The following is a 26,395-nucleotide window of genomic DNA, read 5'->3' as shown; positions in this document are numbered from 1 at the left end:
CCACCCCGGGACCGCGGTGCCCGCGGCCGCGCCGGCGACCTCGTACCGGCGGCCGTTCTCGCGCAGCCGCAACGCGCTCAGCGCGTTCGCGATGCTCGCGTGCGCCGGCATCGCCCTCGTGAGCGTGAGCGACCCGTACGCGGGCGCGACGGCCGCGCCGTTCTACCAGAAGCCCGAGCAGGCCCCGGTCGACAAGGTGCAGCGGTTCGCGATCCAGGGCGGCTACGTGCTCGTCGACGTGAAGCGCGACAAGTTCCAGGCCGTGAAGCCGGTCGTCGTCGTGCATCAGACCGCGCTCGCCGCGACGGGCGGCAGCGCCGACGTCGCGCTCGCGAGCGCCGCGACCGCCCCGGCCTACACGACGCCGACGGGCACCGCCCAGGCGTACGCGGCCGGCCTCGTCGCCGCTCGCGGCTGGGGCGCCGGCGAGTTCAGCTGCCTCGTGAACCTCTGGAACCGCGAGTCGGGCTGGAACACGCACGCCTACAACCCGAGCGGCGCCTACGGCATCCCGCAGTCCCTGCCGGGCAGCAAGATGGCGGCGTTCGGCGCCGACTGGCAGAACGACTACAAGGTCCAGATCCAGTGGGGCCTCAGCTACATCTCCGGCTCCTACGGCAGCCCCTGCGGCGCATGGAACTCGGAGATCTCGCGCGGCTGGTACTGACACCCTTAGGTCGCGTGCCCCGTCGCAACCGCTCCTCGGGCGAGGAGCCGCCGCCCCTCCGTGTCGCGGGCGGCCCCCGCCTGGAGACCCGTCGCGGCCGGCAGTGGAACGTGCAGCCCATCTCGGCCGCGCAGGCGCTGAAGGCCTACGTCTGCCCGGGCTGCGGGCTCGGGATCGCGGAGGGGGTGCCGCACCTCGTCGTGTGGCGCGCCGACGGCGTGCTCGGCGACACGGCCGATCTCGAGGCGCGACGCCACTGGCACGCGCACTGCTGGCGGATCGCATGAGCGGGCTCGTCGAGATCCGCAGCGGAACCGAGCTCGTCGCCGACCGCGAGGAGATCGAGCTCACGACGGTCGACGGCCTCGTGCTCGTCGGCGAGCTCGCGACGCCGGTCGACCGCGAGCCGGTCGCCACCCTCGTCTGCCTGCACCCCCTGCCGACGCACGGCGGCTTCATGGACTCCCACGTGCTCCGCAAGGCCGCCGCGCGCCTGCCCGCGCTCGCGGGGATCGCGGTGCTCCGCTTCAACACGCGCGGCACGAGCAGCCTCCGCGGCACGAGCGAGGGCGAGTACGACGGCGGCGTCGCGGAGCGCTACGACGTCGCCGCCGCGATGACGTTCGTCGCCGAGCGCGGCCTCCCCGCGCCGTGGCTGCTCGGGTGGTCGTTCGGCACCGAGCTCGCGCTCAAGTACGGGCTCGGGCACCCGATCGCCGGCGCGGTGCTGCTCTCGCCGCCCCTGCACCGCGCGACCCCGGGCGAGGTCGCGGCCTGGCACGGCTCGGGCGTCCCGCTCGTCGTCGTGGTGCCCGAGCACGACGACTTCCTGAAGCCGCCGGAGGCCAGGGAGGGCTTCGCGGCCGTGCCCGAGGCGCGGCTCGTCGTCGTCGAGGGCGGCCGCCACCTCTGGGTGGGGGAGCCGCAGGTGCGCCGGGTGCTGGACGAGATCGTCGCCGCGGTGGTGCCGGATGCCGCACCCCTGCCGACGGAGGTGCCCCGCGAGCTGGTCGCGAGCGGCTAGAGCTCGGCCTGCCGCGGCACGATCACCTGCTCGACGATGAGGAGGATCGCCGCCGCGACCGGGATCGCGATGAGCGCGCCGAGCACACCGAGCAGCGTGCCGCCGACGAGCGCGGCGATCACCACGACGACGCCCGGCACCTTCACCGCGCGGTTCATGATGTTCGGGCTCAGCACGTAGGCCTCGATCTGCATGTAGACGATGTAGTAGACGGCGACCGCGAGCCAGGTGGGCACCCCGAAGAAGGTGGTGTCCGTCGGCGCCAGCGCGAACTGCCCCGCGACGATGAGCGCGGCGCCCGAGACCGTGCCGACGAGCGGGATGAGGCTGCCGATGAAGGCGATGAACGCGAACACGGCGGCGAGCTGGCCGCCGAGCACCGACAGCATCGCGAAGCTGAGCAGGCCGTTGATCAGGGCGAGGCCGACCTGGCCCATCACGTACCGGCCGACCGCCTGGAAGATCTGCTCGGCGATGTCGGCGAACTTCTCGCGCCGCGACATCGGCACCAGCCGGTAGAGCGCCGACTTGAACACGTCGATCGACGCGGTGAAGTAGAGGGTGAGGATCACGACGACCACCGCGCCGGCCACGCCGCCCGCGATGCCGAGGCCGACCGCGAGCACGCCGCCCGTGATGTTGCCCGCGTTCCGCTGCAGGTAGGTCGAGGTCTGGTCGACGATCGACTGCACGTCGACCGACGGACCGACCGTGTCCTGCACCTGCTTCAGGAACGCCCGCCATGACGCGGTGTTCTGCGTGAACCGGATGATGGTCTGCACGAGGTTCGAGGCCTGCGAGACGATCACCGGCACGACGAGCGTCAGGATCAGGGCGAGCACCCCGAGCACGACCACCACGACGACGAGCAGCGCGAGCCACCGCGGCAGCCGGAGGCGCTGCAGCAGCGACACCATCGGGTCGAGGCCGAGCGACAGGAACGCGGCGGCGCCGACGTAGGTGAGGACCGTGGCGAGGTGCGTGACAGCGACGCCCGTCGCGATCGCGACGAGCACGCCGAGGCCGCCGATGAGGCCCGTGCGGAACGGGCTGTGGATGCGCATCGAGGACCGGGGCTCGCGGCGCTACTCGACGTCGACGGGCTCGGTGGAGCGGAGCGCGCCGCGCAGCGACTCGAAGTACTGGGCGATCGCGTCGCGCTCCTCGCGGAGCTCGGCGAGGCGCTCCTCCGCGTCGCGGACGAGCCGGGTCGAGCGCTCCTCCGCCTCGGCGAGGATCGCCGCGGCACGCTGCCGGGCATCCGTCACGAGCTCGGCCGCCTCGGTCTCGGCGGCCTCGCGGCGTCGGCGGCCGTCGATCTCGATGGTCGTCTCGAGCGCGTCGGCCTCGAGCCGCTTGTCGGCCGCCCGGCGGATCGCGTCGGCGAGCTGCGCGTTCGCGTCGTCGAGGTAGCGCTGGGTGGAGGCCACGGCCTCCTGGTGCCGGGCGAGGTACTCGCGCTCCGCCTCGTCGCGACGGGACTTCATCTCGACGTCGAGATCGAGCCGCGCCTGCTCGACCTCCCGCGCCGTCTCGGCGCGGAGCTCGGCGAGGTCGGCGGCGAGGGCGTCGCGGCGCGCGTCGTGCTCGCGGGACTGCGCGATGCGCGCCTCCTCGAGCTCGTCGGCGAGGTCGGCGCGCGCCTGCTCGGCCTCGCGGTCGAGGTCGGCCCGCATCTGCTCGGCCTCGCGGTCGAGGTCGGCCCGCATCCGCTCGAGCTCGCGGTGCAGGTCGGCCCGCCCGGCCTCGATCTCGCGCTCGAGCTCGGTGCGCGACACCTCCGTTTCGCGGACCAGTCGGGCGGCCTCCTCGCGCGCGGCGGCCGTCTCGCGCTCGACGACGATGCGGAGCTCGGCGGCCTCGCGCTCCGAGGAGGCGCGGATCGCGGCGGCCTCGCGCTTCGCGGTCCCGCGGGTCTCGGCGGCCTCGGTCGCGACGGCGCCGCGGATCGCGGCCGCCTCGCGGAGCGCGTCCTGCGTCGTCGTCTCGGCGTTCAGCTCGGCCCGTTCGCGGGTCTGGTCGGCCTCGAGCCGGGCCGCGGAGAGCGTCGCCTCGGCCTGCTCGCGCGCGTCGGCGAGCAGGCGCTCGGCGAGCTCGGCGGACTCGAGCCGCTGCCGGTCGACGTCGGCCTGCGCCGTGGAGCGGAGCCGCTCCGCGTCGATGTCCGCCTGCGCGATGACCCGGGTCGCCTGCTCCTCCGCGAGGCGCAGCAGGCTCTCGAGCCGGTGGCCGAGACCCGAGTAGGTCGGGCTGCCGACCTCCTCGAGCTCGCTGTCGAGCTCCTCGACGCGGGCGGACAGGCGCTTCACCTCGCGCTGCGCCTCGGCGAGCCCGCTGCTCGCCTTGACGAGCTCGCGGCGCAGCTCCTGCATCGCCCGGTCGACCTCGTCGCGGTTGTACCCGCGCATCGCGATGGTGAAGCCGGACTCGTCGGACACGTGTCGCTCCTCGTCAGCGGAAGGTTCTCGGGCGCGCGCCCCGCGCGTCGGGCCCAGTGTAGGAGCGGAGGCGCGCGTCACCCGGATGCGGGGCTCGGCGATTCCGCGTGGCGCAGCGGGATGCGCGGCGGCCGCTGGCTATGCTGCCCCGATCCGTCGCGGCCCCCGGATGCGGGCCACCGCCGTGGCGGCTTCCGCGCCCTGACGCCGACGCGCCGCCGATCCCGGCGGTGCCCGTCCCGACGAGAACGAGGAGGACCGCCGTGCGCTTCGTGCTCGCACTCGTGACCTTCGTGGTCGCCGCGGTCCTGATCGGCCTCGGCATCGCGCAGCGCACCGTGCTGCTGCCGCAGGACCACACAACCGTCCGCGCCGGTGTCCCCGCGGGCGTCCGCTACGTGGTCGTGCCCGGATCGGTGCTGAACGCGCACCCGGGGCAGCAGCAGCTGCATCTCGCCGGGTCCTCGAAGGTCTTCGCCGCGTACGGCCGGCAGGCCGACGTCACCGCCTGGCTCTCGGGCCAGCGGTACGCCACGCTGCGCGTCGACGCCGCCGGGAAGGCGCTGCCGCCGGTCGTGTCGACCGCCCCGGTCGTCGCGGGGCTCACCGGCGGCCACCCGGATCCGAACGGCTCCGACCTCTGGGTCGACCAGCAGGCGGCGACCGGCCGGCTCGACTGGAACGTGAAGGTGCCCTCGGGCGTCGCCGTCCTCGTCGCGGCCGACGGCACGGCCGCAGCGCCGTCGACGATCGCGCTGAGCTGGCCGGTGCGCGTCGCGACCCCGCTCGCGACCCCGCTGATCATCGGGGGCAGCGTGCTCGCCGTCGTCGGGCTGCTGCTCTACATCTGGGCGCTCGTGCACCTGCGCCGTCGCCGCGGCCCCCGTCGCCGCCCGCCCGCCAAGCTGCCGAGGGCGCCGCATCCGCGGGTCCACACCACCAGGCCGCAGCTCGTCGCCACGGCGAAGGGCCGCAGGGCGGTGCGCCGCACCGCCCTGATCGCGAGCGTCGCGACGGGAGCCGTCCTGCTCACCGGCTGCCAGTCGACCTCCCGTCCCGTGCTCGTCGCCGCCACCTCCGGCGTGCACGTGACCGCCGCGGCGGTCACCGAGGAGCAGGCGACGCGCATCGTCGCGAGCGCCGCCGAGACCGCGCAGCTCGCCGACCGGCGGCTGTCGGCGTGGACGCTCCGGAACCGCTTCGACGGGCCCGCCCTCGTCCTGCGCCGCGCCGCGTACCTCGTGAAGCAGAAGGACCCGCGGAGCGCGCTCCCGCAGGCGATCCCCGTGGCCCCCGACGCCCTCGTGAACGTGATCCTCCCGGAGACGACCGCGGCGTGGCCGCGCACGCTCTTCGCCGTGGTCAGCAGCCGCAGCGCGCCCCGGAAGGTGGCCCCGGTCGCCCTCACGCTCGTCCAGGCCACGCCCCGCGACGGCTACAAGGTGCGCGACGAGATGTCGCTGCTGCCCACCACCGTGCTGCCCTCGCTGCCGTCGGTGACCGCGGGCGCGTCGCGCCTCCAGCCCGACACCGGCCTGCTGCGGGTCGCCCCGCGCGAGCTCGCCGCCGACTACGGCCGCCTGCTGCGCTGGGCGCATCCGAAGGAGAGCGCCCTCTTCGACACGTCCTCCGACGCGCTGCTGCAGGCCGTGGGCACCGCGGCGAAGAAGAAGGCGGTCGACGCGCTCGGCGGCACCGCCGGCATCACGTTCACCGACGTCACGCCCGACCCGGCCGACGTCGTCGCGCTCGCCACGGCGGACTCGGGGGCGATCGTCGCCGTCGACCTCGCCGAGACGTGGACGGTGAAGCCGAGCAAGGACGGCGTCAAGGTGACCCCGAGCGGCGCGACGAAGATCCTCTCGAAGGTCGACTCGACGACGAAGGGCATCGCCTCCACCTACGGGTACCAGCTGCTGTTCTCGGTGCCGTCCGCCGCCTCGTCGGAGCGCGTCGTGCTGCTCGGCTACGCTCAGGGACTGATATCCGCGAAGGAGTTGTGAGCACGTGGCCGCAGTCCCCGGCGCTTCCCTGAGCGGGCTCCGGGGGGCGGTCGACCTCTCGCCCCTCGTCGCCCGGCAGTCCCAGCCGTCCCCGTCCGCCCCGAGCGGCGCCTCCGCCGAGGGCGCCCCCGGCGACGGCGCACCCGTTGCGGGCGTCGTCGTGGAGGTGGGCGAGGCCGACCTCGCCCGCGTCGTCGAGCTGTCGAGGACGGTGCCGGTGGTGCTCGCGGTCGTCGCCCCGTGGAGCACGCCGTCGCAGGAGCTGCTGCCCGCGCTGCAGCACGTCGTCGAGGAGGCCGCGGGTCGCCTGGTGCTCGGCGTGGTCGACCACGACGCGAACCCGCAGCTCGTCGCCGACCTGCAGGCGCAGGCCGTGCCGACCGTCGTCGCCGTGATCGCGGGACGCCCCGTCCCCCTCTTCGCGGGCGCGGTGCCCGAGGACCAGCTGCGGCCGCTGTTCGAGCAGGTGCTCGCCCTGGCGGCGCAGAACGGCGTGACCGGTTCCGTGCCGATGGGGGAGGGCGCCGCCGCTCCCGCCGAGGAGCCGCAGCCCGAGCCGCTGCCGCCGCTGCACGCCGAGGCCTACGAGGCCATCGGCCGGCAGGACTACACGGAAGCGGCGCGGCTGTTCCGCACCGCGATCGCGCAGGACCCGCGCGACACCGCTGCCGTCGCCGCGCTCGCGCAGGTCGAGCTCCTCGACCGGCTGCAGTCGCTGCCCGAGGACGCCCGCACCCGTGCGGCGAGCGACACGAAGGACGTCGAGGCCGCGCTCGCGGTCGCCGACCTCGACATGGCCGGCGGCCACGTCGAGGACGCGTTCGCCCGGCTGCTCGACACCTTCGCGGTCGTCGCGGGTGACGACCGCACGGTGCTCCGCACGCGGCTGCTCGACTTCTTCGCGATGATCGGCGCCGACGACCCCCGGGTCGCCGCCGCCCGCCGCCGCCTCACCTCGCTGCTGTACTGACGTCGCCCCGGGGCGGGGCCCCGGCGTCGTCAGTAGGCGCCGTCGGAGGTGAGCACCGCCTTCGCGGTCCGCCAGAGGATCGACAGGTCCTGCGTCATCGACCAGTTCTCCACGTAGTACAGGTCGAGCCGGATGCCGTCCTCCCAAGCGAGGTTCGAGCGACCGCTCACCTGCCAGAGGCCGGACAGCCCCGGCGTGACGGCGAGCCGCCGCAGCTCGCGGCGGTCGTAGTCGGAGACCTCCTCCGGCAGCGCGGGACGCGGCCCCACGAGGCTCATCTCGCCCCGCAGCACGTTGAGCAGCTGCGGGAGCTCGTCGATCGAGTAGCGCCGCAGGACCTGGCCGATGCGGGTGACCCGGGGGTCGTCGGCCATCTTGAAGAGGCCCTTGCCGCGGCCGGCGACGAGCTCTGCGCGGCGCGCGTCGGCGTCGGCGCTCATCGACCGGAACTTGAGGATGCTGAACGGCTCGCCGTTCCGGCCGATGCGGGTCTGGCGGTAGAAGACGCCGCCGGGGCTGTCGGAGGCGATGAGCACGGAGACGACCGTGAGCAGCGGCGCGAGGATCACGAGGGCGAGCGCCGAGGCGCTGATGTCGAAGGCGCGTTTCGCGTACCGGCCGAGGCCCGAGTAGTGCGGCGTCTCGACATGGATCAGCGGGAGGCCGGCGACCGGCCGCAGGTGGATCCGCGAGCCGCCGACGTCGGTGAGCGAGGGAGCGAGCACGAGCTCGTGACGGCGCGGCTCCAGCTGCCAGGCGAGGTCGCGGATGCGCTCGGGCGGCAGGTGGTCGCTGCTCGTCGCCACGACCGTGTCGGCCCCGAGGGAGCGGAGCGCGCCCGGCACCTCGTCGACGGGGCCCACGACGGGCAGTCCGCCGACCTCGCCCGAGTCGGGTCCGTCGGTGAGGGCGACCCCGACGACGCGGTAGCCGTGCGCGGGCTGCCGCGCGAGGTCGCGGGCCGTCTGCAGGACGGTCGCGGTGGAGCCGATCAGCACGACCCGGTGCGCGAGCTCCCCGGCCGCGCGGCGGGCGTGCAGCCACTTCCGCCACGTCCAGCGCGAAGCGAGCACGGCGCTCGAGCCGATCGGGAAGACCGCGAGCACCCAGCCGCGGGAGAGGTCGAGACCGAGGAAGAACGACGCGACCACCGTGACGGCGAACGCGGCGAAGCCCGCACGGAGCACGCGGCGGTACTCGGTCGCGCCGTTGCCGATCTCGCGCTCGTCGCGGCTGTCGAGGATCGCGAGCAGCGCGAGCCAGACCACGCCGACGAGCAGCGACAGCTGCGGGTAGGTGAGCCACGACGTCTCGCCGTCGTTCCGCAGGGGCACCGGGGCGGGCGACGGGCCGAGCCAGGCGAGCTGGCAGGCGGCGAGCGCGGCGGCCACGACGAGGACGTCGGTGACGAGGAGGCGGCGCGCATAGCGGACGGACCAGCGCCGGGGTGCGACGGCGACGGCCCGCGAGCGCAGCGACGGCGCCGACGCGGAGAGCGGGGAGGTGGTCATGCGGGGGAGTCCATTCGGGTGGACGCGGCGGCGGCCCCTGGGCAGGGCGGACGTCGGGCGGGGGGAGTGCGGGGTCGTCCTCGGGGAAGGCCGGCCGGGTGCAGCGGGGACTGCGGAGGTGCTGTCGCCGGGGGAGCGACGGAGAACCCGAGGGGTATCGGGTCCGCTCTCGACCGTAGCGAGCGGCGCCCTGCGGGGGCAAGGGAGCCGAACGCCGCGAGCACCCCCTCTTCGCGGCACACACGACGGAGAACGGGCGGCTTCCGGCGGTCCGGGCGTCGTTCCGCGCCCGCTTCGTCGGAAGCCGCCCTGGATCAGCGGTGCCGGTGCTTTACCCGCGCGGCTTGGGCCGCAGGAACAGGGCGCCGAGCGGCGGCAGCGTGAGCACCGCCGAGGCCGGGTGGCCGTGCGAGGGCTCGTTCTCGGCCACGACGGAGCCGTAGTTGCCGACGCCCGAGCCGCCGAACTCCTCGGCGTCCGAGTTGAGCAGCTCCTCCCATGTGCCGGCGAACGGCAGCCCGACGCGGTAGTCGCCCACCGGCCGGCCGGAGAAGTTGAACAGCGCCGCGACGGGGTTGCCGTCTCGGTCCCAGCGGAGGAAGCCGAGCACGCTGTTCGCCGCGTCGCTGCCGTCGATCCAGCTGAAGCCGGCCGACGACGAGTCCTGCTGCCAGAACGACGGGTTCTCGCGGTACACGCGGTTCAGCTGCCCGACGAACGAGAGCAGCCCACGGTGCGCTGGCTGGTCGAGGATCCACCAGTCGAGGCTGCGGTCCTGGCTCCACTCGCTGCGCTGCCCGAACTCCTGGCCCATGAACAGCAGCTGCTTGCCGGGGTGCGCCCACATGAAGGCGAGGTACGCCCGCACGTTCGCGAGCTGCTGCCACGGGTCGCCCGGCATCTTGCCGATGAGCGAGCCCTTGCCGTGCACGACCTCGTCGTGGCTGATCGGCAGGATGAAGTTCTCGCTGAACGCGTACAGGAACGAGAAGGTCAGCTCGTTCTGGTGGTAGCTGCGCCACAGCGGGTCGTTCGCGATGTACCGCAGGGTGTCGTTCATCCACCCCATGTTCCATTTGAGCCCGAACCCGAGCCCGCCCTGGTGGGTGGGATGCGTGACGCCGCCCCAGCTCGTCGACTCCTCGGCCATCATCAGGACGCCGGGGTGCAGCTTGTAGGCGGTGGCGGTGGTCTCCTGCAGGAAGCTGATCGCCTCGAGGTTCTCGCGGCCGCCGTAGCGGTTCGGCAGCCACTGGCCGTCCTCGCGGGAGTAGTCGAGGTAGAGCATCGAGGCCACGGCGTCGACGCGGAGGCCGTCGACGTGGAACTCGTCGAGCCAGTACAGCGCGTTCGCGACGAGGAAGTTGCGCACCTGGCTGTCGCCGTAGTTGAAGATCAGGGTGCCCCAGTCCTGGTGCTCGCCGAGCCGGGGGTCGCTGTGCTCGTAGAGCGGCTGGCCGTCGAACTGCGCGAGGGCGAACGCGTCCTTCGGGAAGTGACCCGGCACCCAGTCCACGTAGACGCCGATGCGCGCCTGGTGCAGTCGGTCGATCAGGTACTTCAGGTCGTCGGGGTGGCCGTAGCGCGAGGTCGGCGCGTAGTAGCCCGTGACCTGGTAGCCCCACGACGGCTCGAACGGGTGCTCCGCGAGCGGCAGGAACTCGACGTGCGTGTAACCCGTCTCGTGCAGGTAGTCGATGAGCTGGTCGGCCGCGTCGCGGTAGCCGAGGCCCTGCCGCCAGGAGCCGAAGTGCATCTCGTAGACGCTGATCGGCTGGTCGGTCGGGTTCGCTGCCGCCCGGGCGCTCATCCAGGCGGAGTCGCCCCAGCGGTAGCTGCTCTCGGTGACGACGGAGGCCGTGGCGGGCGGCTGCTCGGTGTGCCGCGCCATCGGGTCGGCCTTCTCGATCCACTCGCCCGCGGCGGTGAGGATCTCGTACTTGTACGCGTTGTAGGGCGCGAGCTCGGGGATGAAGAGCTCCCACACGCCGGTCTTGTCGAGCCGCCGCATCGCGTGCAGCACGCCGTTCCAGTTGTTGAAGTCGCCGATCACCCGCACGGCCTGCGCGTGCGGCGCCCACACCGAGAAGGCGGTGCCCCAGGCGCTGCCCGAGACGCCGTGCACCTGGCGGTGGTGCGAGCCGAGCATCTCCCAGAGGCGCTCGTGGCGGCCCTCGCCGAAGAGGTGCAGGTCGACCTCGCCGACGGTCGGCAGGTAGCGGTACGGGTCGTCGGCCGTCCACTCGACGTCGCCCTCGTAGCGGGTCTCGAGCACGTAGTCCTGGAAGCCGGCGCCGCTGACGCCCTGCCAGACGCCCCAGCCGACGTGGTCGAGGCTCACGCGCTCGCCCGACCCGAGCACGGCGGTGACCTCGAGCGCGAGGGGCCGGAGCGTGCGGATGACGACGGCGTCCCCGTCGCCGATCGGATGCTGGCCGAGCACCGAGTGCGGGCCGGAGTGCGAGCCGTTCGCGATGTGCTCGAGCACGTCGTCCGCGGGCCGCGGGGCCTCCGGCAGCGGCGTCGTCGCCTGCTTCGATGTGGGCATCGGGATCTCCTCCTCGCCGACCCGGGAACCCGGGTCAGCCCTCGACGTGCAGGATGTGGACCGGCTCCGCGAACGGGTCGAGGCGGACGTAGTCGTCCGTGCCCCAGTACCAGACGGAGTCGGTGATCAGGTCGTGCGCGGGGAAGCTCTCGCCGGCCGGCCGCCCGAACAGGGTCGGGTCGAGGTGCACGGTCGTCTCACGGCTGCCGTGCGGGTCGAGGTTCGCCACGACGATGATCGCGTCGGACCTGCCGCTCTCGGTGAACTCGGCCTCGACGTACTTGCTGAACACGAGCACCGAGTCGTCGTCGCTCCAGTGGAACCGGATGTTGCGCAGCTGGTGCAGCGCGGGGTGCGAGCGGCGGATCGCGTTCAAGCGGGTGAGGTACGGCGCGAGGGTGCGCCCGAGCATCGCGGCCTTGCCCCAGTCGCGCGGCCGGTACTCGTACTTCTCGTTGTCGATGTTCTCCTCGGACCCGGGCCGCGCGACGTCCTCGTACAGCTCGTACCCGGAGTACACGCCCCAGCTGGGGGAGCTCGTCGCGGCGAGGGCGGCGCGGATCTTGTAGGCCGCGGGGCCGCCGAACTGCAGGTACGGGGTGAGGATGTCGTGCGTGTTCACGAAGAAGTTCGGCCGCAGGTAGTCGGCCGTCTCGGTCGACAGCTCGGTGAGGTACTCGGTGAGCTCCTGCTTCGTGTTGCGCCAGGTGAAGTACGTGTAGCTCTGCTGGAAGCCGACCTTCGCGAGCCCGCGCATCATCGGCGGGCGTGTGAACGCCTCCGAGAGGAAGATCACGTCAGGGTGGGCGCTGTTCACGTCGTGCAGGAGCCGCTCCCAGAAGCCGAGCGGCTTCGTGTGCGGGTTGTCGACGCGGAAGATGCGGATGCCCCGGTCGATCCACACCTGGAAGATGCGCCGCATCTCGGTGTACGACCCCTCCGGGTCGTTGTCGAAGTTCAGCGGGTAGATGTCCTGGTACTTCTTCGGCGGGTTCTCCGCGTACGCGATCGAGCCGTCCGGCAGGGTCGTGAAGAACTCGGGGTGCTCGGTCACCCACGGGTGGTCGGGCGAGGCCTGCAGCGCGATGTCGAGCGCGATCTCGAGGTCGAGCCGGGCGGCCGAGTCGAGGAAGTACGCGAAGTCCTCCTCGGTGCCGAGGTCGGGGTGGATCGCGTCGTGACCGCCGGCCTCGCCGCCGATGCCGTAGGGGGAGCCGGGGTCGTTCGGACCCGCGACGAGGGTGTTGTTCGGCCCCTTGCGGTTCGTGCGGCCGATGGGGTGCACCGGCGGGATGTAGACGACGTCGAAGCCCATCTCCGCGATCGCCGGCAGCCGCTTCGCCGCGGTCCGGAACGTGCCGGACGTCCACGAGCCGTCCTCGTGCTTGACCGCGCCCTCGGAGCGGGGGAAGAACTCGTACCAGGCCCCGTAGCCGGCGCGCGTGCGCTCGACGCGGAGCGTGCGGGTGGGGCCGAGGGTCGTAAGGCTCGCGATCGGGTCCTGCTCGATCGCGGCCGTGACGTCGTCGGCGAGGACGAGCCGCAGCCGCACGTCGGCGTCGGCGGTGGTGTCGCGCAGGCTCGCGGCGAGCTCGGTGAAGCGCCGGCGCACGTCGTCGGTGCGCCGCTGCTCCTGCGCGGCGCGCTCGAGCAGCAGCGCGCCCGACTCGAGCATCAGCTCGACGTCGATGCCCGCGGGCACCTTGATCTCCGCGTCGTGGCGCCAGGTGCCCCAGTCGTCGGCCCAGGCCTGCACGCGCCAGGTCCACGACCCGGTCTCGTCGAGGCGGTGCAGCGCCGTGAACCGGCCGAGGCCGTGGTTGACCTCGGTCATGCGGCGGCGCACCTCCCGGCCCGACGGCGCGGTGAGCAGCACGTCGGCGCCGATGACGTCGTGCCCCTCCTTGAAGACGGACGCCGAGAAGGGGACCACCTCGCCGTCGTACGCCTTCGCGGGCCAGAGGTCGTCCGGCTGCTGCGGGGCGAGGTCGAGGATCGGGATGCGCCCGAGCACCGGCTTCCAGGCCTCGGCCTTCGGTGCCTGGCGCCTGGCCTGCGTCGCCCTCGTCGAGGCGGTGCCGGCGCGACCCTGCCGGGTCGACCTGGCCGCTGCCCCGTCCGTTCGCTGGATGTCAGCCACGAGGTCACTCTACGAGGGGCCCCGGTGCCGGGCCCTGGGCTTTCGCTGCACGCGGGAACGGCTCGGGGAGCGGCGCTCCCGCCTCCCTGGCAGGAGGCGTCCGTTCCCGTATGGTGACGTCCGTTCACGCCCGCTGATCAGAGGAATGCCGAGCGAAGTGAAAGCCATCCGCCGATTCACCGTCCGGACGGTGCTGCCGCAGTCGCTGTCCGCGCTCGACGCGCTCGCCGCCAACCTCCGCTGGTCCTGGCACGAGCCGACCCGGCAGCTCTTCTCCGAGATCGACCCCGTGATCTGGCGCGACATCGCCGGTGACCCGGTCGCGCTGCTCGGTGCCGTGAGCCCCGCGCGCCTGGCGGAGCTCGCCGTCGACCAGGCCTTCGTGCAGCGCGCGAACGCGCTCCGCGACGACCTCGACCGCTACAAGCGCGAGCCGCGCTGGTACCAGTCGCTCTCCGGGGCGCCGAAGCACATCGCCTACTTCTCGCCCGAGTTCGGCATCGCCGCCGCGCTGCCGCAGTACTCGGGCGGCCTCGGGATCCTCGCGGGCGACCACCTGAAGAGCGCCTCCGACCTCGGTCTGCCGCTCACCGGCATCGGCCTCTTCTACCGCGCCGGCTACTTCAAGCAGTCGATCTCGGGCGACGGGTGGCAGCAGGAGGCCTACCCGGTGCTCGACCCGGACGGCCTGCCGCTCACGCTCACGCGCCACCCCGACGGCGCCCCGGCGCTCGTCTCGCTCGCCCTGCCGTACGGCCGCACGCTGCACGCCCGCATCTGGCAGGTCGCCGTCGGCCGCGTCACGCTGCTGCTGCTCGACACGGACATCCCCGAGAACGAGGAGTCGCTCCGCAGCGTGACCGACCGCCTCTACGGCGGCGGCGGCGAGCACCGGCTGCTGCAGGAGCTGCTGCTCGGCATCGGCGGCGTGCGCGCGCTGCGCATCTGGACCGAGATCACGGGCGCGCCGCAGGCAGAGGTGTTCCACACCAACGAGGGCCACGCGGGCTTCCAGGGCCTCGAGCGCATCTCGACGCTCATCACCGACGGTCTCGGCTTCGCCGAGGCGCTCCAGGTCGTCCGCGCCGGCACCGTGTTCACGACGCACACGCCGGTGCCCGCGGGCATCGACCGCTTCGACCGCGGCCTCGTGCAGCAGTACTTCTCGGGCGACCTGCTGCCCGGCGTCGACGTGTGGGAGGTGCTCGCGCTCGGCAGCGAGACCTACCCGGGCGGCTCGCACGACGTGTTCAACATGGCCGTCATGGGCCTGCGCCTCGGCCAGCACGCGAACGGCGTCTCGCAGCTGCACGGCGACGTGAGCCGCGGCATGTTCGCGGGGCTCTGGCCGGGGTTCGACCAGGCCGACGTGCCGATCTCGTCCGTCACGAACGGCGTGCACGCGCCGACGTGGACGGACCCGATGCTGCTGCGCCTCGCGGAGGACAAGCTCGGCACGTCCGACACCACGGCGGCCGAGTGGGACTCGAACGCCGTCACGGACGCCGACATCTGGAACGTGAAGAACCGGATGCGCGCGAACCTCGTCGCCGACGCGCGCCGCCGCATCACCGACGCCTGGCACGGCGAGAACCCGGGCGCCTCGGCGCCGGCGTGGTTCGACGAGGTGCTCGACCCCGACGTGCTCACGATCGGCTTCGCCCGCCGCGTGCCGACCTACAAGCGCCTCACGCTGATGCTGCAGGACGAGAAGCGGCTCGCGTCGCTGCTCACGTCGAAGAAGCGGCCGGTGCAGCTCGTCATCGCCGGCAAGTCGCACCCCGCCGACGACGAGGGCAAGCGGCTCATCCAGAAGCTCGTGCGCTTCGCGCAGGACCCGGAGCTGCGCCGCCGCATCGTGTTCCTGCCGAACTACGACATCGCGATGGCGCAGGTGCTCTACCCGGGCTGCGACGTGTGGCTGAACAACCCGCTGCGCCCGCTCGAGGCCTGCGGCACGTCGGGCATGAAGGCGGCCCTGAACGGTGCGCTCAACCTGTCGATCCTCGACGGCTGGTGGAACGAGTACTACGACGGCGAGAACGGCTGGGCGATCCCGTCCGCCGACTCGGCGGGCGACGCCGCCGAGCGCGACGAGCTCGAGGCCGAGAGCCTGTACGACCTCATCGAGAACCAGATCGCACCGCGGTTCTACCGGCGAGACGACCGCGGCGTGCCGTCGCGGTGGATGCGCTCGGTGCGGCACACGCTCGCGACGCTGTCGCCCGAGCTGTCGGCCGACCGGATGGTGCGCCAGTACGTGCAGCAGCTCTACATACCCGCCGGCAAGGCGGCCGCCGCGATCAGCGACAACGACTTCGCGGGCGGCCGCGAGCTCGCCTCCTGGAAGAACCACGTCTCGTCGTCGTGGAGCGGCGTCTCCGTCGTGCACGTCGAGTCCGGCGGTCTCGCGCCCGTGCCGCAGGTCGGCGACGCGCTGCACGTGCGCGCGCAGGTGCAGCTCGGCGTGCTCGACCCGGCGGACGTCGCGGTGCAGGTCGTCTACGGCACCTCCCGCGAGGGCGACGAGCTGCAGCACACGAGCGTGGTCGAGCTGTCGCCGCTCGAGGACGACGTCACCGACCCGCTCGCGCCGATGACGGGCACGATCTACCTCGACGGCTCGAAGACGTTCGCCGGCACCGTGACGCTCGAGCGTCCCGGGTCGTTCGGCTACAACGTGCGCGTCGTGCCGAAGAACCAGTACCTCGCGAACTCCTCGGAGATGGGCCTGGTCGCGGTCGCGCACTAGCGCCGTGGAGCGGAGGGCGGAGGTCCTGTCGGACCTCCGCCGCGACGCCGGCGCCGAGGCCCATCCCGGGCCTCGGTCGAAGACGCCGCGTAGGGAGTTCGTCCGGGTGCAGGTCCGGAACCACGATCTCGACCTCCACGAGAGCCGATCACCTACACGCGGTGTCCCGCTTCAGCGGTCACTCCGCGCGGAGGAGCAGCAGGGTGGGGCCGTCGACCGCGACCTCGTCGCCGGGGGCGAGCGGGGCGCCGCCGGGCGCGTCGTCCGCGCTGCTCCAGAGCGGCGTGAAGCGCGTGATGCCGTCGTGCTGCGGCATGACGACCGTGGTCGGCCACTCGTGGCCGTGCACGACCACCAGCGTGCTGTTCCGGCCCGGTGCGTCCGGCAGCGTCCGGGCGAGGTACTGCAGGGTGCGGTTCTCGCTCGTGAGCCAGGCCGCGTCGTCCATCCGCACCCCGCCGCGGTTGTACCAGTGCATCTCGGTGGCGCCGTCGATCGCGCCGTCGTCGCCGGCGTAGCGCGACGGGCGCAGCGCCGGGTTCTCGTCGCGGAGGCGGATCAGGCGCCGCACCGAGTCGTGCAGCTCGCGCTGCCAGTCCGCGAGCCGCCAGTCGAGCCAGGTGACGGGCGCGTCGTGGCAGTAGGCGTTGTTGTTGCCGCGCTGGGTGCGGCCGTGCTCGTCGCCCGCGAGGAGCATCGGCACGCCTGCGGAGAGCAGCAGCGTGCCGAGCAGGTTGCGCATCGCCCGGCGACGGTCGGCGAGGACCGCCTCGTTCCGCGTCGGCCCCTCGACGCCGAAGTTGAACGAGTGGTTGTTGTCGGTGCCGTCGCGGTTCGACTCGCCGTTCGCGAGGTTGTGCTTCTGGTTGTAGGCGGTGAGGTCCGCGAGGGGGAAGCCGTCGTGCGCGGTCACGAAGTTCACGGACGCGAGCGGCGCCCGCTCCCGCCCGAACCGCGGGCTCGAGCCGGCGAGTCCGGTGGCGAGGCCCCCGATGCCCTCGCGGGGCCAGCCGCCGCCGCGCAGCACCTCGACGTCGGTGAGCCAGAAGTCGCGCACGGTGTCGCGGTAGCGGTCGTTCCACTCCGACCACCCGGCAGGGAAGCCGCCCGTCTGCCAGCCGCCGAGGCCCACGTCCCACGGCTCGGCGATGAGCTTCACGCCGGCGAGCGCCGGATCGTCGCGGAGCGCGGCGAGCAGCGGGGAGTCCGGCGTGTAGGTGACGGCGCCGTCGCGGCCGAGCGTCACCGCGAGGTCGAAGCGGAACCCGTCGATGCGGACCTCGTTCGCCCAGTACCTGACCGAGTCGAGCACGAGACGCTGCACGACCTCCTGCGAGTGGTCGAGCGTGTTGCCGCAGCCGGTGGTGTCGATGTACCGGCCGTCGCCGCCCTGCCGGTAGTAGGTGCTGTTGTCGAGACCGCGGAAGCTCGTCGTCGGGCCGTAGCGGCCCTCCTCGGCGGTGTGGTTGTAGACGACGTCGAGGATCACCTCGAGGCCCGCCTCGTGCAGCAGCCGCACCATGCCCTTGAACTCCTCGAGCACCGCCTGGGGCCCGGCCGCCTGCGCGGGCAGCGAGGCGTACTGGCCGTGCGGGGCGAAGAAGCCGACCGTGTTGTAGCCCCAGTAGTTGGCCATGCCCTGCTTCATGAGCCGCCGCTCGCTGGTGGAGGCGTGCACGGGCAGCAGCTCGACGGCGGTGACGCCGAGGTCCTTGAGGTAGTCGATGGTGCTCTCGTGCGCGAGCCCCGCGTAGGTGCCGCGCAGGTGCGCGGGGACGCTGCGCAGCTGCTTCGTGAGCCCTCGCACGTGCGCCTCGTAGAGCACGGTGCGCTCGAGGGGCGTGTGCGGCTTGCCGGCGCCGCCCCAGTCGAAGTCGTCGGTGACGACGGCGCCGCGCCAGGTCTCCTGGTCGACGCGGACGAGGCCCTTCGCGTACGGGTCGAGCAGGTGGAGGTCGGGGTTGAACGCGTCGCGCGGGCCGCTCGGCCCGTCGGCGCGGATCGAGTACCGCCGTCCCGGCGCGAGCAGCGGGGAGCTGCCGCTCCACACGCCGCCCTCACCGCGGCGGAGGCGCACCGTCTTCTCCACCCAGTAGGGGTCGCGCTCGTCGAGGAGGCACAGCTCCATCCGCTTCGCGGTGGCGCTGAACACGCGCACCTCGCCGCCGTCGGGAGTGAGCCGCACGCCGAGATCGCGGAGGTGGTCCTCGGCGCGAGGGTCGGTCGCCGCCTCGAGGGGAGCCGCCTGCATGCCCGTACCCTATGCAGGTCATGGCCGCCTACCTGGACCACGCCGCCGGGTCGCCGATGCGGGCCGCCGCCGCCGCGGCCCTCGTCGAGGCGCTCGGGCGCGCCGGCAACCCGTCGTCGGTGCACCGGCACGGGCAGGCCGCGCGGGCGATGCTCGAGGACGCCCGCGAGCGGCTCGCGGCGCTGCTCGACTGCGCGCCGCTCGACGTCGTGCTCACCTCGGGCGGCACCGAGAGCGTGAACCTCGCGATCACCGGCGCCTACCGGGCCGGTGCGGCGGCAGGCAGGCGCGGCGTGCTCGCCCCCGGCGGCGAGCACGCCGCGACCGTCGAGACGATCGACGCGCTCGTCTCGAGCGAGGGCGCCGAGCTCGTGCCGCTGCCTGTGGACGGCGACGGCCGGCTGTCGCCGGCGGTGCTCACCGGCGCGCTCGACGAGCACGGCGCCCCCGCGCTCGTGACGGCGCTGTGGGCGAACAACGAGGTCGGCACGGTGAACGACGTCCCGGCCCTCGCCGGCGCAGCCCGCGCCGCGGCCGTGCCGCTGCATGTCGACGCGGTCGCCGCCTTCGGCTCGGTGCCCGTGCGGTTCCGGGCCTCGGGCGCCGCGCTGCTCAGCGTCTCGGCGCACAAGGTCGGCGGGCCGCCCGGCATCGGCGCGCTCGTCGTCGACCGGTCGGTGCGGCTCGAGCCGGTGCTCCACGGCGGCGGCCAGGAGCGCGGCCTGCGCTCCGGCACCCAGCAGGCCGCGGCCGCCCGCGCGTTCGCCGTCGCGGCCGAGGCGGCGACGGAGGACCTCGAGCGGGAGGCCGACCGGCTGCGGCGCCTCCGCGACCGCGCGCTCGCCGGGGTGCTCGCAGCGCTCCCCGGGGCGGTCGTCCGCGGCGCCGATCCGGCTGTCCCGGGTGCGCGGCTGCCGGGCAACCTGCACCTGACGGTGCCGGGCGCGAACGGCGAGGACCTGCTGCTGCTGCTCGACATGGCCGGGGTCTCGGTGAGCACCGGATCCGCGTGCCTCGCGGGCGTCGCCCGCGTCTCGCCCGTGCTGCTCGCGATGGGTCTCCCGGCCGAGGAGGCCCGCGGCGCGCTCCGCATCACGTTCGGGCACTCGTCGACCGAGGCCGACGTCGACGCGCTGCTCGCGGCGCTGCCCGCGCTCGCCGCCGTCGCCTGACCCGCCTCGTCCCCGGACGTCCGCGCAGGCCCCTGGGCGGGCTGGTCCTGCGGGACGCACCGGATCCCGCACGGCGCACGCCGGTCCGGCCCCGCCGGGGCCAGGCGGCGCCTACCCTGGACGCCGTGCGGGTGCTGGCGGCGATGAGCGGGGGAGTGGACTCCTCCGTCGCGGCCGCCCGCGCCGTCGAGGCCGGGCACGACGTCACCGGCGTCCACCTCGCGCTGAACCGCAACCCCGGCACGCTCCGCGAGGGCAGCCGCGGCTGCTGCACGGTCGAGGACGCGCTCGACGCGCGTCGCGTCGCCGACGTGCTCGGCATGCCCTTCTACGTGTGGGACTTCAGCGACCGCTTCGCCGAGGCGGTGGTCGACGACTTCGTCGCCGAGTACGCCGCCGGCCGCACCCCGAACCCGTGCCTGCGCTGCAACGAGCGGATCAAGTTCGCCGCGCTGCTCGATCGCGCCGTCGCGCTCGGCTTCGACGCCGTCTGCACCGGGCACTACGCGCTCGTGCGCACCTCGGCGGACGGCCGCCGCGAGCTGCATCGCGCCTCCGACGAGGCGAAGGACCAGTCGTACGTGCTCGGCGTGCTGACCGGCGAGCAGCTCGCGCACGCGATGTTCCCGCTCGGCGAGACGCCGTCGAAGGCGCTCGTCCGCGCGGAGGCGGAGCGCCGCGGGCTGCGGACCGCCCGCAAGCCCGACAGCCACGACATCTGCTTCATCCCGGACGGCGACACCCGCGGCTGGCTCGCCGACCGGCTGGGCCGCGCGCCGGGCCCCGTGGTCGACGAGGCGGGGGAGCAGGTCGGTCGGCACGACGGCGCCGTCGCGTACACCGTCGGCCAGCGCCGGGGCCTCTCGCTCGAGCGGCCCGCGCCCGACGGCCGGCCGCGCTTCGTGCTCGAGGTGCGCCCGGCCACGAACACGGTGGTCGTCGGACCGAAGGAGTCGCTCGCCGTCGGCGAGCTCGCCGGTGCGCGGTGGAGCACGACGGGGGAGCCGCTGCCGGAGCGCTTCGCCTGCGCGGTGCAGGTGCGGGCTCATGCCGATCCGGTGCCCGCGACCGCCGCGGTGACGCACGGCGAGGTCGTCGTCCGCCCCGATGAGCCCATCGCGGGGCTCGCGCCCGGGCAGAGCGCCGTGCTCTACGACGGCACCCGCGTGCTCGGCCAGGTGACGGTCGACCGCACCGTCGCCGCGACCGCGCTGGCCTGATCGGGGCCGCCTTTCCGGCGGCTGCGGGATCTGTGGAGAACCCGCCGTCCTGTCGGTGGCCGCTCCTATGCTCGGCCCCGTGAGCGACACCGTGCGCACCGAGCCCGATCCGGCCGCCGCCGAGCAGGTGCGGGTGCTGACCGACCGCATCCGCGAGCTCCGGCACCAGTACTACGAGGGCAACGGCTCCACGGCGTCCGACGCCGAGTACGACGAGCTGGTCCACCGGCTCGAGCGGCTCGAGACCGAGCACCCCGAGCTGCTGCGCCCGGACAGCCCCACGCAGACCGTGGGCGGCGCCCCCGAGACCACGCTCTTCGCGCCGGTCGTGCACGCCGAGCCGATGCTGAGCCTCGACAACATCTTCAGCCGCGACGAGCTCTCGGCCTGGTGCGACCGGGTGCACCGCGACGCGGCCAAGGCCGCGCCCGACCGTCCGGTGCGCTGGCTCTGCGAGCTGAAGATCGACGGGCTCGCCATCAACCTCCGCTACGAGCACGGCGTGCTCGTGAGCGCGGCCACCCGCGGCGACGGCGTCACCGGCGAGGACGTCACGAAGAACGTCCGCACCATGGGCACCATCCCGGCGCGCCTGAAGGGCACGAACCACCCCGACCTCGTCGAGGTGCGCGGCGAGATCTTCTTCCCCGTCGCGGCGTTCGACGCGTTGAACGCGCGGCAGGCCGAGGCGGGCGAGCGCGTGTTCGCGAACCCGCGCAACGCCGCGAGCGGATCGCTGCGGCAGAAGGAGGAGGGCAAGAGCGAGGCCCGCCTCCAGCTCATGCGCGACCGCATCCGCAGCCTCCGCATGCTCGTGCACGGCATCGGCGCGTGGCCCGTCGAGCAGATCGAGGCCGAGACCCCCGTCGAGTCGCAGAGCGAGGTCTACGGGCTCCTGTCCGAGTGGGGGCTGCCCACCTCGAGCCACTTCCGGGTCGTCGACACGGTCGACGAGGTGGCCGCCTACATCGAGCACTACCGCTCCGCGCGCGCCAGCGTCGAGCACCAGATCGACGGCATCGTCATCAAGGTCGACGACCTCGACCTGCACGTGGCTCTCGGCGCCACGAGCCACGCCCCGCGGTGGGCGGTGGCCTTCAAGTACCCGCCCGAGGAGGTGCACACGCGGCTGCTCGACATCGTCGTCTCGATCGGCCGCACCGGCCGGGCCACGCCGTTCGCCGTGATGGAGAAGGCGCGGGTCGCGGGTTCCGAGGTGCGCCAGGCGACGCTGCACAACCAGGAGGTCGTCAAGCAGAAGGGCGTGCTCATCGGCGACGTCGTCGTGCTCCGCAAGGCGGGCGACGTCATCCCCGAGGTCCTCGGCCCGGTCGTCGAGCTGCGCACCGGCGACGAGCGCGAGTTCGTCATGCCCGCCGACTGCCCCGAGTGCGGCACGCCGCTCAAGCCGGCGAAGGAGGGCGACATCGACCTGCGGTGCCCGAACTCGCGCAGCTGCCCAGCGCAGGTGCGTGGCCGCGTCGAGCACATCGGGTCCCGCGGCGTGCTCGACATCGAGGCGCTCGGCGAGGTCGCCGCGGCCGCGCTCACGCAGCCCGACGAGCCCGCGGTGCCGCCGGTCGTCACCGAGGCCGACCTCTTCGACCTCACGATCGAGCAGCTGCTGCCGATCCGCACGATCGTCCGCGACCCCGAGACCGGCTTGCCGCGCCTCACCGACGACGGGTCGCCGAAGCGGGTCTCGCCGTTCGTGAAGAAGAACGGCGAGCCCTCGAAGCAGGCCCTCGACCTGCTGGCGAACCTCGAGCAGGCGAAGACCCGCGACCTGTGGCGCTTCCTCGTCGGACTCGGCATCCGGCACGTCGGACCGGTCGCGGCCAGGGCGCTCGCCGCGCACTTCGGCTCCATCGCCGCCATCCGTGCCGCCGGCCAGGAGCAGCTCGCCGCCGTCGAGGGCGTCGGCCCGATCATCGCCGAGGCGGTCGTCGACTGGTTCGCGATCGACTGGCACCGCGAGATCGTCGACCGCTGGGCGGCAGCGGGCGTGCGCCTCGAGATCCCCGGGCACCCGGGGCCGGGACTCGCGGAGGAGCGCGAGCGCGGCCCGCTCGACGGGCTCACCGTCGTCGTCACCGGCACGATCGAGGGCTTCACCCGCGAGGAGGCCGAGGAGGCCGTCGTCGCCGCCGGCGGCAAGGCGGGCTCGAGCGTCTCGAAGCGCACCGCGTTCGTCGTCGCCGGGCCCGGAGCGGGCAGCAAGCTGCAGAAGGCCGAGCAGCTCGGCGTGCCGCTGCTCGACGCCGACGGCTTCCGTCGCCTGCTGGAGGAGGGGCCGGAGGCCGTCCGCGAGGCCGCCCCCGGTCCCGAGGAGCCTCCCGCGGGATGACCGCGTGGACGTCCGGTCCCTGTTAGCAGATCGTGTCTGCGTGGGGACTGGCGCCCCCCGTCCGGGTGTCCCTAGTGTGAGGGTCACGCGGGGGGCGTGGCGGTTCCTTCCCCCTGTGCGCTCGAACGCGGGGGAGGTGCACCGATGGCCGGTCGCGTGCTCGCTCTGCTCGTCGCCGCGTCCCTCACCATGGGCGCCGTCGCCGCACCCCCGGCCGTGCCGACCGCGCTCGTCGCCCCCGACCGCCGCGCCGCCGACGAGGCCGTCGCCGACCTCACCAGCGCCGTGACCCGGGGAGACGCGGACCGCGCCCGCATCGACCTGGACGCGCGGGTGCTGGCCGCCACGGAGCCCGCGCCCGCCCGCACGGCCCGCTGGTGGCACGGGCTTCCCGCCGAGGCGCGCACACGGCTGCTGCGCGTCGCGCCGCAGGTGATCGGCAACCTCGAGGGCGTGCCCTACGACACCCGCGACACGGCGAACCGCTCGGCGCTCGCCGCCGGCCTCGCCGACGCCCAGCGGCAGCAGTCCCAGGGCACGGGACGCGGCGAGGGGGTGGTCCTCGCGCAGCGGCTCGCCGCGCTCGAGCAGGTCGCCGCTGCCCTCGAAGCGCCCCCCGGCGGCCCGCGTCGTGAGCTCGTCACGCTCGACGTGTCCGGTGGCCGCGCCGCGGTCGCCGTCGGCGACCTCGCCACGGCGGAGGCCGTCGACTTCCTCGTGCCCGGCATGTACTTCACCGTCGCGGATCAGATCGTCGACTGGACCGACACCGCGGCCGCCCTCCAGGCCCAGCAGCACGCCCTGGCGCCGCGCCTGAGGTCCGGCACCTCGGCGGTCGTCGCCTGGATCGGCTACCGCACCCCGGACGTCTTCGGCGTGCTCTCCTTCGGCGCCGCGCGAGACGGGGCGCTGCGGCTCGCCGACGCCGTGAACGGCCTGAACACCGTCCGGGGCGGCGACCGGCCCTACCTCGCGGTGCTCGCCCACTCGTACGGCGCGACCGCCGCGCTGCTCGCGCTGCAGGCGCACCTCTTCTCCGCCGACGCGCTCGCGATGATCGGGGCGCCGGGCAGCCCCGCCCAGTCGGTGAAGCAGCTCGCCGTGCGCAGCGGTCAGGTCTATGTCGGACACGCCGTCTGGGACGGCGTCGCCACGAGCGGCTTCTTCGGCAGCGACCCGGCGAGCCCCGGCTACGGCGCGGTACCGCTCGGGACCGCCGGGGGCCGGGACCCGCTGACCGGCGCCCGGCTCACGTCCGCCGTCGGTCACATGGGCTACTTCGCGCCGACGAGCGAGGCGATGCGCAACCTCGCGCTCGTCGGCGTCGACCGCGGCGACCGGGTCACCTCCGATGCGAGCACGGGTACCGGGGTCCTCGCCCTGGCCCGCTGACCGTCCGGGCGGCCCGCCTCGCCTTCCTAGGATGGAGGCCATGAGCGATGCGACCCCGCCGGCCGTGATCACCGCCGCGGAGGTGACGCATCTCGCCGGACTCGCGCGCATCGCGCTGCGGCCCGACGAGATCGAGCACCTCGCCGGCGAGCTGACCCAGATCGTCGACGCCGTGGCGCGGGTGCGCCGCGTCGCGACCCCCGATGTGCCCGCGACCAGCCATCCGCTGCCGCTCGTCAACGTGCTCCGCGACGACGTGGTCGGCGCGGTCCTCACGCCCGAGCAGGTGCTCGCCGGTGCCCCCGCGGCGCAGGACGGCCGCTTCCGCGTGCCCGCGATCCTCGGCGAGGAGCAGTAGTGGCGGGGGAGGCGGAGCTCGTCCGCCTGACCGCGGCCCAGCTCGCCGAACGGCTCGACCGGCGCGAGGTCTCGAGCGTCGAGGCGGTCCGCGCGCACCTCGACCGCATCGCGTCGGTCGACCCCGACGTGCACGCCTACCTGCACGTGGCGGGGGAGCGGGCGCTGCAGCAGGCCGAGCACGTCGACCGCGACCGCGCCGAAGGACGCGCCGCGAGCCCGCTCGCCGGCGTGCCGGTCGCCATCAAGGACGTGCTCTGCACGCTCGACATGCCCTCCACCGCCGGCTCGCGCATCCTCGAGGGCTGGGTGCCGCCCTACGACGCGACCCCGGTGGCCCGGCTCCGCTCCGCGGGCCTGGTGCCGCTCGGCAAGACGAACATGGACGAGTTCGCCATGGGGTCGTCGACCGAGCACTCCGCCTACGGCCCGACCCGCAACCCGTGGGACCTCACCCGCATCCCGGGCGGCTCCGGCGGCGGCTCCGCGGCGGCCGTCGCCGCGTTCGAGGCGCCCGTCGCGCTCGGCAGCGACACGGGCGGCTCCATCCGCCAGCCCGCGGCCGTCACCGGCACGGTCGGTGTGAAGCCGACGTACGGCGGCGTGTCCCGGTACGGCTCGATCGCGCTCGCCTCGTCGCTCGACCAGGTCGGACCCGTCTCGCGCACGGTGCTCGACGCGGCGCTGATCCACGACGTCATCGGCGGCCACGACCCGCACGACGCGACGAGCCTCGAGGAGGACTGGCCGTCGTTCGCCGCGGCCGCTCGCGAGGGCGCCGCGGCGGGCTCCTTCGAGGGCCTCCGTATCGGCGTCGTCCACCAGCTCGACGGGGCCGGCTTCCAGGCCGGCGTTCGGCAGCGCTTCGGCGAGGCGCTGAAGCGCATGGCCGAGCGCGGCGCCGAGGTCGTCGAGGTGCAGGCCCCGAACTTCGAGTACGCGCTCGCCGCGTACTACCTGATCCTCCCGGCCGAGGCGTCGAGCAACCTCGCCCGCTTCGACGCGGTGCGGTACGGCCTGCGCGTCGACCCGGGCGACGTCACCGTCGAGCAGATGACGGCGCTGTCGCGCGAGGCAGGGTTCGGCCCCGAGGTGAAGCGCCGCATCATCCTCGGCACCTACGCGCTCTCCGCCGGCTACTACGACGCCTACTACGGCAGCGCCCAGCAGGTGCGCACGCTCGTGCAGCGCGACTTCGACGCGTGCTTCGCGCAGGCCGACGTGCTCGTCTCGCCGTCCGCGCCGACGACCGCCTTCCCGCTCGGCGAGAAGCTCGCCGACCCGATGGCGATGTACCTGAACGACATCACGACGATCCCCGCGAACCTCGCGGGCGTGCCCGGCCTCGGCATGCCGATCGGCCTCGCGCCCGAGGACGGGCTGCCGGTCGGCCTGCAGCTCATGTCGCCCGCGCGCGAGGACGCCCGCCTCTACCGCGTCGCCGCCGCCCTCGAGGCCGTGCTCGAGGCCGAGTGGGGCGGGCCGCTGCTCGACCGCGCGCCCGCGCTCGGCCTGCACGGCGCCGGCGGCACCATCCGCTCGACGCCGGGCACGGCCCCAGCTCCTGGCGCCGGCACCGAACCCGACGGAGGGACGGCCTGAC

The 26,395-nt window shown here is 73.9% G+C and carries 18 protein-coding genes; 12 read left to right on the top strand and 6 right to left on the bottom strand.

Annotated features, from left to right (window positions below; translation table 11 throughout):
- Positions 1-16: 16 nt before the first annotated feature.
- Genes QDR37_RS02050 through QDR37_RS02040 form a run of 3 tightly spaced genes read left to right on the top strand, consistent with a single transcriptional unit; the run spans position 17 to position 1,691 of the window.
- Entirely contained in the window at positions 17-667 is a 651-nt protein-coding gene (locus tag QDR37_RS02050) for a lytic transglycosylase domain-containing protein (protein ID WP_279711881.1), read from the top strand.
- 14 nt (positions 668-681) lie between these two features.
- Complete coding sequence (locus tag QDR37_RS02045) at positions 682-954, top strand: hypothetical protein (RefSeq protein WP_279711880.1); 273 nt, start codon at positions 682-684, stop codon at positions 952-954.
- Complete coding sequence (locus tag QDR37_RS02040; RefSeq protein WP_279711879.1) at positions 951-1,691, top strand: alpha/beta hydrolase; 741 nt, start codon at positions 951-953, stop codon at positions 1,689-1,691. The genes QDR37_RS02045 and QDR37_RS02040 overlap by 4 nt, the downstream gene beginning before the upstream one ends.
- Here the strand turns inward: QDR37_RS02040 and QDR37_RS02035 are convergent.
- On the bottom strand, positions 1,688-2,755 hold the full coding sequence (locus tag QDR37_RS02035) for an AI-2E family transporter (protein ID WP_279711878.1): 1,068 nt from the start codon (positions 2,753-2,755) through the stop codon (positions 1,688-1,690). The two genes, QDR37_RS02040 and QDR37_RS02035, sit on opposite strands and share 4 nt — an antisense overlap.
- A 21-nt stretch (positions 2,756-2,776) precedes the next feature.
- Positions 2,777-4,129 carry a hypothetical protein gene (locus QDR37_RS02030; RefSeq protein ID WP_279711877.1) on the bottom strand — a complete coding sequence of 451 codons (1,353 nt, stop codon included), beginning with the start codon at positions 4,127-4,129 and terminating at the stop codon, positions 2,777-2,779.
- A 263-nt stretch (positions 4,130-4,392) separates the two neighbouring features.
- Here QDR37_RS02030 and QDR37_RS02025 point away from each other — a divergent pair, with 263 nt between their 5' ends.
- Together QDR37_RS02025 and QDR37_RS02020 are read left to right on the top strand one after the other, a co-directional pair.
- Positions 4,393-6,132, top strand: a complete 1,740-nt coding sequence (locus tag QDR37_RS02025; protein WP_279711876.1) for a hypothetical protein — start codon at positions 4,393-4,395, stop codon at positions 6,130-6,132.
- Between the two features lie 4 nt (positions 6,133-6,136).
- Positions 6,137-7,102 carry a tetratricopeptide repeat protein gene (locus tag QDR37_RS02020; protein ID WP_279711875.1) on the top strand — a complete coding sequence of 322 codons (966 nt, stop codon included), beginning with the start codon at positions 6,137-6,139 and terminating at the stop codon, positions 7,100-7,102.
- Between the two features lie 29 nt (positions 7,103-7,131).
- Here the strand turns inward: QDR37_RS02020 and QDR37_RS02015 are convergent, their stop codons facing one another.
- From QDR37_RS02015 to QDR37_RS02005, 3 genes are all read right to left on the bottom strand, one after another.
- A complete protein-coding gene (locus tag QDR37_RS02015) occupies positions 7,132-8,613 on the bottom strand; it encodes a sugar transferase (RefSeq protein ID WP_279711874.1) in 1,482 nt (493 codons plus the stop codon).
- Between the two features lie 331 nt (positions 8,614-8,944).
- On the bottom strand, positions 8,945-11,161 hold the full coding sequence (gene glgB, locus QDR37_RS02010) for a 1,4-alpha-glucan branching protein GlgB (protein ID WP_279711873.1): 2,217 nt from the start codon (positions 11,159-11,161) through the stop codon (positions 8,945-8,947).
- Between the two features lie 34 nt (positions 11,162-11,195).
- On the bottom strand, positions 11,196-13,163 hold the full coding sequence (locus tag QDR37_RS02005) for an alpha-1,4-glucan--maltose-1-phosphate maltosyltransferase (RefSeq protein WP_279713535.1): 1,968 nt from the start codon (positions 13,161-13,163) through the stop codon (positions 11,196-11,198).
- Positions 13,164-13,458: 295 nt separating this feature from the next.
- On the opposite strand from QDR37_RS02005, the gene glgP reads away from it, so the two are divergent.
- Positions 13,459-16,053: an alpha-glucan family phosphorylase gene (gene glgP / locus QDR37_RS02000; protein WP_279711872.1), complete on the top strand. Its 2,595-nt coding sequence runs from the start codon at positions 13,459-13,461 to the stop codon at positions 16,051-16,053.
- A 178-nt stretch (positions 16,054-16,231) separates the two neighbouring features.
- On the opposite strand, the gene glgX is transcribed toward glgP, so the two are convergent.
- On the bottom strand, positions 16,232-18,304 hold the full coding sequence (gene glgX, locus QDR37_RS01995) for a glycogen debranching protein GlgX (RefSeq protein WP_279711871.1): 2,073 nt from the start codon (positions 18,302-18,304) through the stop codon (positions 16,232-16,234).
- 20 nt (positions 18,305-18,324) lie between these two features.
- Here glgX and QDR37_RS01990 point away from each other — a divergent pair, with 20 nt between their 5' ends.
- The 6 genes from QDR37_RS01990 to gatA all read left to right on the top strand — a co-directional run bounded on the left by QDR37_RS01990 (position 18,325) and on the right by gatA (position 26,394).
- Complete coding sequence (locus QDR37_RS01990; RefSeq protein ID WP_279711870.1) at positions 18,325-19,476, top strand: aminotransferase class V-fold PLP-dependent enzyme; 1,152 nt, start codon at positions 18,325-18,327, stop codon at positions 19,474-19,476.
- Between the two features lie 125 nt (positions 19,477-19,601).
- Positions 19,602-20,696: a tRNA 2-thiouridine(34) synthase MnmA gene (gene mnmA / locus QDR37_RS01985; protein WP_279711869.1), complete on the top strand. Its 1,095-nt coding sequence runs from the start codon at positions 19,602-19,604 to the stop codon at positions 20,694-20,696.
- Positions 20,697-20,763: 67 nt separating this feature from the next.
- Positions 20,764-23,043: an NAD-dependent DNA ligase LigA gene (gene ligA / locus QDR37_RS01980; RefSeq protein WP_279711868.1), complete on the top strand. Its 2,280-nt coding sequence runs from the start codon at positions 20,764-20,766 to the stop codon at positions 23,041-23,043.
- Between the two features lie 144 nt (positions 23,044-23,187).
- Positions 23,188-24,435, top strand: coding sequence for an alpha/beta hydrolase (locus QDR37_RS01975; RefSeq protein ID WP_279711867.1), 1,248 nt, complete (start codon positions 23,188-23,190; stop codon positions 24,433-24,435).
- Between the two features lie 40 nt (positions 24,436-24,475).
- Entirely contained in the window at positions 24,476-24,793 is a 318-nt protein-coding gene (gatC, locus tag QDR37_RS01970; protein ID WP_279711866.1) for an Asp-tRNA(Asn)/Glu-tRNA(Gln) amidotransferase subunit GatC, read from the top strand.
- Positions 24,793-26,394, top strand: a complete 1,602-nt coding sequence (gatA, locus tag QDR37_RS01965) for an Asp-tRNA(Asn)/Glu-tRNA(Gln) amidotransferase subunit GatA (RefSeq protein WP_279711865.1) — start codon at positions 24,793-24,795, stop codon at positions 26,392-26,394. The genes gatC and gatA overlap by 1 nt, the downstream gene beginning before the upstream one ends.
- The last annotated feature ends 1 nt before the right edge of the window (position 26,395 follow it).

Source organism: Amnibacterium sp. CER49 (assembly GCF_029846255.1).
Lineage (GTDB): Bacteria > Actinomycetota > Actinomycetes > Actinomycetales > Microbacteriaceae > Amnibacterium.
Note: the sequence above shows the minus strand (reverse complement) of the source record. Positions and strands in the feature narration are given on the sequence as shown.